Origin of the sequence: Pectobacterium wasabiae CFBP 3304, from assembly GCF_001742185.1 — a bacterium.
Lineage (GTDB): Bacteria > Pseudomonadota > Gammaproteobacteria > Enterobacterales > Enterobacteriaceae > Pectobacterium > Pectobacterium wasabiae.
The window spans coordinates 2,191,657-2,204,010 of sequence record NZ_CP015750.1; the positions used below are offsets into that span (position 1 = coordinate 2,191,657).

The 12,354-nt window shown below is 52.4% G+C and carries 10 protein-coding genes; 2 read left to right on the top strand and 8 right to left on the bottom strand.

Annotated features, from left to right (window positions below; genetic code table 11):
* Positions 1-31 precede the first annotated feature (31 nt).
* From A7983_RS09925 to A7983_RS09935, 3 genes are all read right to left on the bottom strand, one after another.
* The gene (locus A7983_RS09925; protein WP_005973772.1) at positions 32-1,324 is read right to left on the bottom strand and encodes a TRAP transporter large permease; all 1,293 of its coding nucleotides are present in this window, start codon (positions 1,322-1,324) and stop codon (positions 32-34) included.
* Positions 1,325-1,339: 15 nt separating this feature from the next.
* On the bottom strand, positions 1,340-1,846 hold the full coding sequence (locus tag A7983_RS09930; protein WP_005973770.1) for a TRAP transporter small permease: 507 nt from the start codon (positions 1,844-1,846) through the stop codon (positions 1,340-1,342).
* Between the two features lie 113 nt (positions 1,847-1,959).
* Positions 1,960-2,937, bottom strand: coding sequence for a TRAP transporter substrate-binding protein (locus tag A7983_RS09935; protein ID WP_005973768.1), 978 nt, complete (start codon positions 2,935-2,937; stop codon positions 1,960-1,962).
* A 672-nt stretch (positions 2,938-3,609) separates the two neighbouring features.
* Between A7983_RS09935 and exbB the strand changes: the two genes are divergently transcribed.
* Together exbB and exbD are read left to right on the top strand one after the other, a co-directional pair.
* Positions 3,610-4,608, top strand: a complete 999-nt coding sequence (gene exbB / locus A7983_RS09940; RefSeq protein WP_005973766.1) for a tol-pal system-associated acyl-CoA thioesterase — start codon at positions 3,610-3,612, stop codon at positions 4,606-4,608.
* Positions 4,609-4,611: 3 nt separating this feature from the next.
* Positions 4,612-5,037, top strand: coding sequence for a TonB system transport protein ExbD (gene exbD / locus A7983_RS09945; RefSeq protein WP_005973764.1), 426 nt, complete (start codon positions 4,612-4,614; stop codon positions 5,035-5,037).
* A gap of 222 nt (positions 5,038-5,259) precedes the next feature.
* Here exbD and A7983_RS09950 read toward each other — a convergent pair whose 3' ends face one another.
* The 5 genes from A7983_RS09950 to A7983_RS09975 form a co-directional block, all read right to left on the bottom strand.
* On the bottom strand, positions 5,260-6,285 hold the full coding sequence (locus A7983_RS09950) for a YiiG family protein (protein ID WP_005973761.1): 1,026 nt from the start codon (positions 6,283-6,285) through the stop codon (positions 5,260-5,262).
* Positions 6,286-6,887: 602 nt separating this feature from the next.
* Positions 6,888-7,907, bottom strand: coding sequence for a substrate-binding domain-containing protein (locus tag A7983_RS09960; RefSeq protein ID WP_005973759.1), 1,020 nt, complete (start codon positions 7,905-7,907; stop codon positions 6,888-6,890).
* A gap of 30 nt (positions 7,908-7,937) precedes the next feature.
* Entirely contained in the window at positions 7,938-9,347 is a 1,410-nt protein-coding gene (locus tag A7983_RS09965; RefSeq protein ID WP_005973757.1) for a glycoside hydrolase family 32 protein, read from the bottom strand.
* Positions 9,347-10,717: a sucrose-specific PTS transporter subunit IIBC gene (locus tag A7983_RS09970; protein ID WP_005973755.1), complete on the bottom strand. Its 1,371-nt coding sequence runs from the start codon at positions 10,715-10,717 to the stop codon at positions 9,347-9,349. Before A7983_RS09970 ends, A7983_RS09965 begins: the two co-directional genes overlap by 1 nt.
* A gap of 70 nt (positions 10,718-10,787) precedes the next feature.
* Positions 10,788-12,347 carry a carbohydrate porin gene (locus A7983_RS09975; RefSeq protein ID WP_005973753.1) on the bottom strand — a complete coding sequence of 520 codons (1,560 nt, stop codon included), beginning with the start codon at positions 12,345-12,347 and terminating at the stop codon, positions 10,788-10,790.
* Positions 12,348-12,354: the final 7 nt, after the last annotated feature.

Here is a 12,354-nt window from a genome sequence, read left to right on the forward strand (position 1 = left end):
TAGTCACCAAGATGGCGCAATTGGGCGTGCGTTAACCCGTGTGGACGCCAAAGAATTTCGGCAACCAGAGCGAGATAGCCGGAATATAAGTGACCAACATCAGTACAAAGAAGAGCCCACAGTAGAAGGGCAGCATCGCTTTAACGACCTGCTCTATCTTCTGTTTACTCACCGCACTGGCGACGAAAAGCACTGACCCTACTGGCGGTGTAATCAGGCCGATCCCAAGGTTAACCAGCATGATCATACCGAAATGTACCGGATCGATGCCGAGCGAGTGGGCGACAGGTAGCAGAACGGGGGTCAGGATCAGGATCAACGGAGCCATGTCCATCAGCGTACCGACCAGTAGCAGCATGATGTTAATCCACATCAGGATGACGTACTTGTTATCCGAAATGGAGGTGAAGAACTCGGTAATGCGGGCGGGCAACTGCATGTAGGTCATGATGGCACCGAATGCGGCGGCGAAGCCGATCAGGATCATGACGATCGTGACGGTTTTTACCGTGCGGTACATCAGCTTGGGCAGCTCAGACCACTTATAATCTTTGTAGATAAACATGGTCACGAAGAAGGACCACAGGCAGGCGATGGCCGCAGACTCCGTTGCGGTAAAAATGCCAGACAGAATCCCGCCCATGATGATAACAACCGTCATCAATCCCCACAGGGTATCGACGAAGATTTTCAAGGCCTGACGGAACGGTACGCGTTCGCCTTTTGGGTAGCCCCGTCGATGTGCGAAACCCACGCACATCACCATCAATGTCAGGCTGAGCAGCAGGCCGGGCAGGATCCCGGCGATAAACAACGAGGCGATCGAAACTGTGCCGCCGGTTGCCAGCGAGTAGATTACAGAGTTGTGGCTCGGTGGTGTCAGAATTGCCTGCACGGAGCCGCTGGCGGTGACAGCAGCGGAGAAGTCGCGTGGGTAGCCCTTCTTCTCCATCTCCGGGATCATCACTGAGCCGATTGAAGCCGTATCTGCCACAGAAGAGCCGGATATCGCCCCGAAAAATGTCGATGCGACGATGTTAACGAGTGATAAACCGCCGCGAATAAAGCCGACAAAAATATACGCGAAGCTGACCAGCCTGCGCGCGATGCCGCCTTCGGCCATAATGGCCCCAGCCAGAATAAAGAAGGGGATCGCCAGTAGCGAAAATTTGTTCACGCCGTTGGTAATCTGAATCATGACCGCCTCAAGCGGCAAATCGATCCATAAGGCACCAACAATCGCGCTCAGCCCTACCGCGTAGGCGACGGGAACGCCGACCGCCAGCAGCACTGCCAGCGTGGCAACAAGAATAAATGCATCCATGGTATTGGCTCCGAATTAAGAACTGCCAAGCATGACCACAGGGCGTTGATCCTGCGGGCCGAAAAATATTTTTTCGATGATAAAGAGCACGGTAATTAACGAGCCGATAGGCAGCGGCAAATAACTTTCACCCGCAGTTAATAATGGAAATTCCGCGACGGGTTGTTCCCATAATTCCATGCAGAGCACAGTGCTGTAATAGAGAATAAACAGGCTGATTAAGAGCATCAGGAGATTTGACAGATGAACGCAAATCTTCTTACCGGATTCTGGCAATCTGTCGGTCAACATGCTGACAGCAATATGTGAATTAGAACGATAGCTGACTGCTGCACCTACAAAAGTAAACGTCACCATACAAATAATCGAAATGGGTTCTGGCCAGGATAATGCCGCGTTTAAAACATAGCGTGCGAATATGCCGATAGGAATTATTAGCGTCATAATTAATAACGCCAGACCAGAAACCCACATGGCAATACGATAAAGTACATCCATACTTGAGTGATAAGACTGTGCCATAGTGTCACCTATATTCACTCAGTTGAGTGATAAGCGAAGGATAATTGTTTGTATCAGGCCATTAAGGATGGCGGATAAATAGCGACTATTTATCCGCTAAGATGAGATATTGATTATTGGACGTCGGCGACGGCTTTAATCAGATCCTGATATTTGGCACCAAATTGATCGCGTACAGGTTGTGTCGCTTTGAAATAGTACTCGTTATCGACTTCATGGAACTGAACGCCACCGGCTTTCATTTTATCCAGGGATTGCTGAGTATATTCATTCCATAGTACACGCTGCTCTTGCTGTGCTTCTTTCGCCAGTTTCAGGATAAGATCCTGATCTTCTTTGGAAAGCTTATCCCATTTGGTTTTGGAGTACAGGAATAGCTCAGGAATAATGAAGTGGCGACTCCAGGTGAAATTCTTGGCAACAGGCATGTAGTTATGTGCCACATAAGTTGGTGGATTATTTTCGGTGCCGTCAATCACGCCGGTTTGCATGCCGCTGAAGACTTCGCTGGTGCCCATAGCGATGGCGTTAGCGCCCATGGCTTTCAGCGTTGCGAGAGCAACCTGGCTGGTTTGAACGCGAATTTTCATACCCTTGAGGTCTTCTGGTTTCGCCACCGGTTGCTTGGTGATTAAATTACGCGTTCCCGCGTCCATCCAGCCTAGGAAAACCAATTTTGATTTACTGCTATGGGTAATTTTGTCACCAATTTCCTGACCGATTTTTCCATCCAGCACTTTATGCAGATGATCTTCATCACGGAAAATATAGGGCAGGGTGAAGACTTCGATTTCCGGTAAAATAGCGGCAACGGGCGTCATTGAAACACGGATAATATCAATCGCACCGAGCTGTGCCTGTTCAATCATTTGCTTCTCATCCCCTAATACACCGCCGGGGAAGGTTTTAATTTCCAGCCTGCCATTTGTAGCAGCTTTTAATTTTTCTCCCATTTTCTGTACGGCGACGACATTAGGATAACCTTCAGGGTGAACATCAGAGGCTTTAATTTGTTGTGCCTGAATCGCTTGGCTCATCAGGAATGCAGTAGAACCCAGACAAATGCCGATCAATGTTTTCGACAGCTTCATTGAATTATCTCCAGAGGTAGGGGTGACATTATCGATAATAAAATGGTGATTAAAAAATCTAACCCATGAAAAATAGAATAATTTATGGTGGTGCATCGATGAGAAGACGGCATCCTTGTATAGCTATTATCGTGGCGCGCGTCGGGATTCTCTGTGGGTTAAGCTAACCTATTATACAACTTCGTAGAATGACTCGTGTCACAAAAGAAAAAGCTAATATGAAATGCTGTTTTATAGGGTTTTTATTCCCGATTTCTCAATCTAAATGTGCATAACACGATGTTTTCATTTGTCTTATTGTGTATTTATGTTTCCATTCGTTTCATCGAACTTATCGCCAGCCACCATGAAATGGTGTGATAACTTAATGTCGATCACAAAAACCTCACAGTATCATGCTGTGTTTTAGGCGAGTACCTGCCGCTATCGCCTGCCAGATATATTCCTAGATGCAATTCTTCATGCTTCTTTATGCATTTTCCGTCGAAATACAGGTAATACCCCTAAAAACCCTGTCAGAACGCAAGAAAAAGTGTGTTATCTGACGTAAATAATAATGAGAACGACTATCAATTCGTTCAGGGTTTGGTATCATTTCAGGCTGCGTTATTGCGGCATAGTACCTGCGGGTGTGTGCGCGTTATTGTACAGAACGAATGGTGGAGGCACAGCGTGAAAACGGCTGTCAGTAATACAACTCAACAGGTGTTATCAACCTGGCAAAAAAAACGTGGTGCGTTCAGCGCATTTTCCCGTAGCGTGCTGGTTATCCTGCTGTGTACGGCGGGACTAAGTGGAAATGCGTTTGCGGCTCCGGCAACGACGCCGTTATCGACAGAGAATGCGGCACCAACTGCGGCATCCTCTCCTGCACCTGTGACAGCCGAAGCATCCGCGCCGACGTCAGCGCTTACGCTTCCGGCCAGTGCGGTGCCGGGTACGAATAACCTGATGAAAACCGATTTGTCCGTCTGGGGTATGTACCAGCACGCTGATGCTGTAGTGAAAACGGTGATGATCGGTTTGCTGCTGGCTTCCGTGATTACCTGGGCGATTTTCTTCAGTAAAAGCGTCGAAATGTCTGGCGCGAAACGTCGCCTGCGTCGTGAGTATCTGGCGCTGGAGCAGGTGAAAACGCTGGACGATGCGCTGGAGGCGGCGGATGCGTTCAAAGCTGGCAGCGTAGCGCAGCAATTGGTTATGGATGCGCAGAACGAACTGGAACTTTCTGCACGTTCAGATGATAACAACGGGATTAAAGAGCGCACCGCGTTTCGTCTGGAGCGTCGTGTGGCGGCTACCGGGCGTCATATGGGGCGTGGTAATGGCTACCTGGCAACGGTCGGCGCAGTTGCACCGTTCGTAGGGCTGTTCGGTACGGTATGGGGCATCATGAACAGCTTCATCGGTATCGCACAGACGCAAACGACTAACCTGGCGGTAGTTGCCCCGGGGATTGCAGAAGCTCTGCTGGCGACGGCGATTGGTCTGGTCGCGGCGATCCCTGCGGTTGTTATCTATAACGTTTTTGCGCGCTCGATTGCTGGTTACAAAGCGACGGTCGGTGATGTGGCGGCACAAGTGCTGCTGCTGCAAAGCCGCGATCTCGACGTGGCCGCCAGCAACGATAACCGGGCGTCTTCAGCAGCGCATAAACTGCGGGTGGGTTAAGTCATGGCGATGCATTTGAAGGAGGACGTAGGTGATGACGGTGAAATGCATGACATCAACGTCACGCCGTTCATTGACGTCATGCTGGTTCTGCTGATCATCTTCATGGTGGCAGCTCCGCTGGCAACGGTGGATATTCGTGTCGATCTGCCAGCATCATCAGCCGTGCCGCAGCCGCGTCCAGAGAAGCCGCTTTATCTGACAGTAAAAGCGGATAAGCAAATGTTTCTGGGGGAAGAGGCGATTAACGAGCAGTCTCTGGCTCAGGTATTGGATGCGAAAACCAGTGCCAACAAAGAAACAACTATCTTCTTTCAGGCGGATAAAAGCGTCGATTATGAAACCATCATGAGCGTGATGGATTCACTGCGTAAAGCGGGTTACCTCAAGGTTGGTTTGGTTGGTGCGGAAACCGCTGCCGCTAAATAACAGTTGAGAGTGGTGTTTTAAGAAGGAATGCGGGGTGAAGATCCAAACCGCATTCCTTTTTTTATTTCGACGTGAACTCCAGTGCCGCATGAATGCGGGAAAGCGCCGCTAGCCCAGCGCTCAGAAAGGCAACCAAGGCACCATTTCCCGCAGCCTTTATCAAGCGTGCAACAGGGTTAACTCGTCGCGCGGTTGTCTTTCTATGCAACGTGGCTGCGTGAATCAGCGCATGCGGTTGCTGCTTTCTATCAGAGAGTTGTAGTTCTTGATGAGTTTGTCGGCGCTGCCACTTACCATCCAGCCAGAGCCATTAGACAGCAGCATGCGATCACCTTGGCTGTAGGACGTCTTGTCGCGCACGCGGCGCAGGCGCTCTTTGGCGGATATGCGGTAATTTTCCAATGGTGAATTCATCACGGACCACGTCCTGGGTTTCACGGTGTCGGGCTGCTTGGCCAGTTCGATCAGTGCGTCGGCGTTGTCTTCATAGGCTTTAAGCCGCGCAGTGGCGGTATTGATGTCGAAGTCATCCTGCGTCAGCATGTTCACCAGTTGTTTGGCGCTGAGCATGGTAGCCATATACCAGTAATTGAACTGACGACCTTCGCTCTTCTCAATTTCTGCCAGTTGCTTCAGTTGGCGCTCGTCGTTGGCTTCTTCCAGGGCTTGATTGAATTGACGACTGGCTGTGTTGAATGCCGCATAGTGCTTGACGATGTCGCCGTGCATCGCCTTGCCGCGTGCCATTGCGTCATCTTTATAGTTCTCGCGACTGTAGTAAGTATCGGCTTCCTGCAGCGTCTGCCCCCAGGCGGTGACTGCTGTGGAGTAGTCCTTGGCTGCCGTGTCCAGCGCTGGCATGGCGGGCTCGCTTTGGGCCGCGTTGACAACGGGCTCGCTACAGTCTTTCAGGCTGGATTCCGATACCGAGTAGATGCCGTAAATGACGCGCTCCTTGCCCGTAGGACCAGCTTTCATGTCTTTTACCCAAGATGCGTACCGCTCCATCGCTTTGTTGGCGGAAACATGGGTGGCGTTGAAGCATTGGATGTAGATATTGAGCTTCTGGTTAGCATCCACCTGAGGTTTCGCTGCGGGTGCGGGTGCGGGTGCTGTTGTGGCGGTGGCAGAAGCGGGCTGGTCTGGTGCTGCTGCTACGTCGGGCTTGTCTTCGCAGGCCGTTAAGCCGATGGTGGCGGCAACGAGCGCGGCCAGCCTAACGGGTGTCCGGATAGTGCGAACGTTCATGTGAATCTCCCTTTTCTTTGGTCGTGATATATGATGGTTATGCCGTCACATCAGGGCTACCGTTAGACGCCCTTGGGTGATGCGCTACATGTGGTGATGCCTGTTTTTGAAGCGGTTATGCCCTCTTCGAGCACAAATATCAGCTCTTCGCGGCGTTAAACTATGCCCGCTTAGGCGGTGGATATGGATGAAATTGCAATTTTCTTTGAACGCAGGGTGACTGAGGAACGCGCCGTGGGTTGACTGGCTGATCTCAGTATCTAGGTTGGCAGGAGTGGAAAGCTCGTGCAGTTTACGGATGTGCGCTGAGCTTGACTCACGCATGTAGAAGCTCGTGAGGCCGGCTTCATGCTTTTTCTCGAAGCCATGGGCAATCCGTGTCTTATTAATTACCTTATTTATCATTCAGGTGAACCTAGCGTCTTCCTTGACCATCATGCTTAGACAAAATGATTCCGCATTATTGCTATCAATGCAACCCTTAACTTTCCGATCGGTCAAGCCGTCGGGACGGGGTTATTCGGCATTAATAACAAAAGACGCCATAGACCTGCTAGCAATGAGGTGATTGTAGCGAATAGCCGCTTGAGAACCGTTTTGAACTATGCCCGTGAGTCAGGGTGACGCCAATGAATACGCGTCGGGATATAGCGCCGATCTTCTTCAAGCGGCTGTTGCGCAATCAAACTTGTAATCATTTCAAAGCTGTTGCGCGCCAGATTTTCACAGTCCTGTGCCACGGTATCGATCTTCAGCGGTAAACAATCGAACAGATAGTGATCGTCAAAGCAGCACAGCCGGATACCGCTTCCCATCAGGTTATGCTGGTTCATATAGCGCAGCACGCCTTCCATCAGGCCGCAGGCGGCTACAAACAGCGCTTTTGGCGGACGCCCCAGCGTCGCACACAGTTGAGCAAACATTTCATAACCCGCACTGGGGTGATAGCTGCCGTGAAGGATCCACTCTGGCTGGCAGTCGATACCAGCACGCGTCAGCCCAAGCTGGAAGCCTTCCAGACGATGGCGAGTCGGAGAAATACGAGGCTGGCCGCCAAGGAAATAGAACTCATCACGGTGCTGACGGGCGATACGCTCGACCATTTCCGCCGTGGATTCTACCGCTTCGGAAATCACCATCGGCAGCGTGGAATCACCAATAACCCGGTCAAATTGTACAACGGGCAGTTGCTGATTAATTTTTTGATACTCGACATCGCTCAACAGGCTGGAAGCGACGATCAAGCCATCGACCTGACGCTGTACCAGACTGTTGACTGCCATCATCTCCTGACTGGCATTCTCGTCGGTACAGGCAATCAGTAACTGTAACCCTGCTTCACGGCACCGCATCTCCAGTTCGCGGGAAATCACGGCGAAGCCGTAGTTGGTCATTTCCGGCACCACCAGCCCTAGCGTATTGCTGCGTGAAGAACGCAGCGAACGTGCGTGAATGCTTGGTTGATAACGCTGCTCGTGCGCGACGGCCAAAATACGATCGCGGGTTTCATCAGAAACGCGAAACTCTTTGCTGCGGCCGTTAAGCACCAGACTGGCGGTGGATTTTGATACACCGGCCAGTGCGGCGATGTCACTGATCGTTATGCGTTTAGTCGGTTTCACCGCGTGGTCTGCTGTCAGAAAAAAGGGACGTTATTCTATCACGCATGGCGCTAACAGCCAGTGTTGTAGCGTTAATCGTCCAGAGCCGCTGAACATGATGGTTGCCTCGCTTTCCGGGAAGTAGCGTGCAGACATCACGGCCTCGCCATCGTTGATAAAAATCTCAATGCTGGAGCGATCGCACAATATCTGCAATTGATGCAGATCGCCACGCCAATAGCGATGTTCGGGTTCGCCAGTGCGACGGTTGCGTCGGCTCATCGTGACGCGTTCACCGTCCCAACAGAGAACGATCTGCGAGGCAAGGTTGAACTGGAACTCTCCCTGAGCGGTGATGAGCACTTCCGCGCGGCTAATGGCGAGCGGCGGCGCGTAGTCTGCAGCACCCTGCCAGATATCATGCTGCCTGCGCAACTGTTGCAATTCGCGTGCAGGACGTTGATAAACGCGATCGCCATGCTGTGTGAGTTCACGCGGGCAGGTCATGGTATGGATCCAGCCATGTTCGATCGTCGGTTCAAAAAACTCATTGTCATCAGGAATCGACATCCAGCCGAACAGCAGACGTCGTCCGTCTTCACTTAGCGCAGTTTGCGGTGCGTAAAACTCGAAGCCGAGATCCAGTTCGTGGAACCCCTGATGTGGATAAGTACCGCTTTCGTAGTCGAGTGAGCCAATAAAATAACCGGCCTGAAAGGTATTCAGGTAGCGTTCCTCTTCGGCGGGAATACCCTGTGGGCAGCAAATCAGTACATCTTTGCCATCCAGCGGGAACAGGTCTGGACACTCCCACATATAGCCAAAATCACCGAGTCCACCTAAACGGGAACCAGCGATCTCACCGATCTTGTCCCATGCCAGCAGATCGGCAGAACGATAGAGCAGTACTTTTCCCTGAAGATCGAGATCTTGTGCACCGAGCACCATGTACCAATGATCGTCATGACGCCACACTTTCGGATCGCGGACGTGGCCGGTGTAGCCGTCGGGGAGCGTCAGCACTGCTCCTAGCTTGTCATATTCACCGTTGGGGTTTTCGCGGGCGAGGCACTGAAACGCGGTACGTGAGCCATCGTCGTATTTCACGTTACCCGTATACATCAGCATAATCGCACCCTGATCTACCACGGCAGAACCGGAGTAGCAGCCGTGGCTTTCATAGCTTTCGCTTGGCACCAGCGCCACGGGTTCATGCTTCCAATTCACCAGATCGGCGGAACTCCAGTGCCCCCAGAATTTTGCTCCGTGGGCACAGGCCAAAGGATTCCACTGATAAAACAGATGGTAACGCCCGTTGTGATGAATAAATCCATTTGGATCGTTAAGCAGGCCAACGCTCGGGGAAAGGTGCCATTCTGGGCGATAAGGATCGTCTTGTTTCCGTGAGTGGCCTGACATCAGGGCGTGCGCCATGCGCTTGAGTAAGTGGATTTCCTTCATTATTCGCTATCCGTTTTGTATTTCAGCAGTAAGGAAATAACAAAGGCGGCGCCGAATGCAATCAACATCCCAATCAGGTAGTTAAGCATCGATCCCCCTTGCACAATCGCTAGCCCCGGAAAGCCCGTCAGCCCGACGGCCGTCATATTGACGTGATTGAAGACCACCCATGCACCACCAAGCGCCCCGCCTGCCAGCGCTGCCAGAAACGGTTTGATGAAGCGCAGGTTGATACCAAAGATCGCGGCTTCGGTGATACCTAGCAGACAGGAAAGCCCCGCCGGAACGGCAATCGCTCTGGTTTTGGCATCACGCGTTTTGAAATAGACCGCCAGACATGCACCGCCCTGCGCCACGTTTGCCATCGCCCAAATCGGCAGCAGGAAGTTGACACCGATAGTCGGGTTGCCAAGCAGCCCAGCTTCAATCGCATGGAAGCTATGATGAACACCAGTGATCACAATGACGGAATAGAGACCGCCGAACAGCAAACCCGCTAACCAACCTGCGTGAGCAATCAAGGTACTGAGGACGAGAGAAATGCCATCTCCCAATGCACGCCCAGCCGGACCGATGATCAGCATGGCGACAAAGCCGGAAATGATGACCGTCAGGAACGGCGTGACGATGATGTCCAGCGCATCAGGTACAATTTTACGCAGACGTTTTTCCACGATGCTCATGAACCAAACGGCTAGCAGTACCGGGAATACGGTGCCCTGATAGCCAATCATGGCGATGTCCATGCCGAAGAAATGCATGGTCTGGAAGCCCCCCGCGACGCCCCAGGCGTTGGTCAGTGCCGGGTGGGTCAGAATGCCGCCCAGCGTTGCGCCCAGATAGGGGTTACCGCCGAATTCCCGTGCGGCGGTAAAGCCGATCAGCACAGGCAGGATAATAAAGGCTGCGGAACTGAACATATCGAGCATCACGAAGATCGCGCTGCTGGCATCGACCCAGCCGTAGGTCTTGATCATGCCGAGCAGCCCCATCAATAGGCCAGAAGCGATAATCGCTGGCATGATCGGGACGAAAATATTCGATAGCAGACGCGCCAGTCGTTGCAGCGGGTTCAGCTTCCTCGCCGCGATTGAGGCGGCTTCGGATTTGCTTGATTCACTGATGCCAGCGGCTTTAATGAACTCAGCGTAGACCTTGTTCACCAGACCGGTGCCGAAGATAATTTGCATTTGTCCGGCGTTCTGGAAGCACCCTTTAACGCCATCCACGTTCTCAATGGCTTTCTTGTCTGCCAGACTGTCGTCGTTCAGCACCAAACGCAGGCGAGTGGCGCAGTGGGCAGCGCTGGCGATGTTTTCTTTCCCTCCGAGAAGGGGGATGAGCGAGGCGGCAGTTGCGTTGATATCCATGTTATTCCTCTGTGTATACCGTTTTTTTAACGTCGATCACGGTGTAATCGACGCCAAGGCTAGCCAATGATCAGAACCAGGTTTCCATCTGGATGCCAAAGTTCCATTCGCCGCCTGCTTTAAAGCCGGTGGAGCCGAACGTGTCATCGTTGGAGTACTTATCCAGCCGCTTATCCCAGTCCATGTAGCTGGCAAACACGCGTAGCTCAGGGCGGCTAAAGAAGTTACCGATATCGCCGACCTTGAACGTCGGCGCGAAGGTCAGTTTGTAGAAGCCGCCGCTAACCTGATTCAGGCTCCGATAACCGCGCGGATCGAGGTCCATGTATTGATAGCTGCCTTCATAGGCCAGTGCAAAATTTTCGGTGATTTCCTGAATCAGGCGCGCATTAAAGGTCACCCATTCGTAGCTGTCGCCGTTGACGTAACGGTCTTTGCTGGTTTGCGCCAGAATGGACGGCGCGAAGCTCCAGGTCTTGTTCAGCGCCGTTGTGCCGTAGGTCGCAAACCGCCAGGTGTTGGCGTCATCGGTCAGGTTGCCGTCGGCACCGATGTTCTTCACTTCACCGCCCAGACCATGGCCGTAGAGGATCGCGGTTTTTGATGTCCCGTCGCGTAAGCCGTAGAAGCTGTCGCCGTGGTATGCCACCATCGCGTGATAGCCTTTATCACCCGCATTAGGGTTACTGACCCACGTAGAATAATCGCGATCGGTACCTGCCCTTGCGATATCACTGGCTCTGGCTGAGTCGATATCGTTATTTTTTGCTTTCATGCCGCTCAGCATGAACTGGAATGGCCCGACATAGTTGTTGGCGGTAAAGACGTAGTTTTTGATGTCGTTGTCCAGCGCGGTAATTTCGCCAAGGCTGCGACCATACAGCGAGAAGTTGCTCTTGGCGCTATCCGCCCATTTCACGTCATAGATCCCGCCACCGGTGCCCGCAAGGAACACCACATCGCTATCGAGCCAGTGGATATCGAAGTTATCGCGATCGAAGCGTTTGCCCGCCCACAGCGTGGTGTCTTTAAACGCGCCAGTGAAGGTCGGCAGCGAGCCCAGCTCGACGAAAGCTTCGCGGACGTTCAGGTCGCTGGTGGCTGCTGTCCAGTCGTTATAGCTGCGTTGGCCGTCCGCCATCATTACCTTGAAACGCGTGGTCGCGCCGTTATCCAGCTTTTGTTTGTGCTCCAGTTTGATCTCAACGTAGGTGTCGTCTTCATTCCCCAGGCGACCAATATGTCCACCCGTCTGGCCAGCAGGGGACATACCCGGCCCGATATCGGTTTTGGCACTGGTAGCGGAATCATTGATTGACAGACCAGAGCGCGCGTAGCCGTGGAATTCAAATCCGTCGGCGAACGATTTCTGCTTGGTCAGTGCCGTCGTGCGCTGTTCCACCTGCTGGGTTTTCTGTTCGGTTTGCGTGGTGCGGGTGGCGAGTTGCTGGGTTTGCTTCTCGGCGGCAGTGGCTCTGGCCTCGGCGGCTTGAGCACGGGCTTCCGCCAGTTGTAAACGCTGTTCCATTGCGTTCAGACGTTCTTCGATACTGTCGGTGTTGGCAGCAGAAACATAAAGTGGGGAGGAGAGTAATAATCCTATCGTCACAGCAAGGTGGCTTGGTTTCATTTTTTCG

What these genes read in the sequence shown, in the direction of transcription:
- A7983_RS09925 (WP_005973772.1), bottom strand. Translation starts at nt 1,324, where the DNA reads ATGGATGCATTTATTCTTGTTGCCACGCTGGCAGTGCTGCTGGCGGTC.
- A7983_RS09930 (WP_005973770.1), bottom strand. Translation starts at nt 1,846, where the DNA reads ATGGCACAGTCTTATCACTCAAGTATGGATGTACTTTATCGTATTGCC.
- A7983_RS09935 (WP_005973768.1), bottom strand. Translation starts at nt 2,937, where the DNA reads ATGAAGCTGTCGAAAACATTGATCGGCATTTGTCTGGGTTCTACTGCA.
- exbD (WP_005973764.1), top strand. Translation starts at nt 4,612, where the DNA reads ATGGCGATGCATTTGAAGGAGGACGTAGGTGATGACGGTGAAATGCAT.
- A7983_RS09950 (WP_005973761.1), bottom strand. Translation starts at nt 6,285, where the DNA reads ATGAACGTTCGCACTATCCGGACACCCGTTAGGCTGGCCGCGCTCGTT.
- A7983_RS09965 (WP_005973757.1), bottom strand. Translation starts at nt 9,347, where the DNA reads ATGAAGGAAATCCACTTACTCAAGCGCATGGCGCACGCCCTGATGTCA.
- A7983_RS09970 (WP_005973755.1), bottom strand. Translation starts at nt 10,717, where the DNA reads ATGGATATCAACGCAACTGCCGCCTCGCTCATCCCCCTTCTCGGAGGG.
- A7983_RS09975 (WP_005973753.1), bottom strand. Translation starts at nt 12,347, where the DNA reads ATGAAACCAAGCCACCTTGCTGTGACGATAGGATTATTACTCTCCTCC.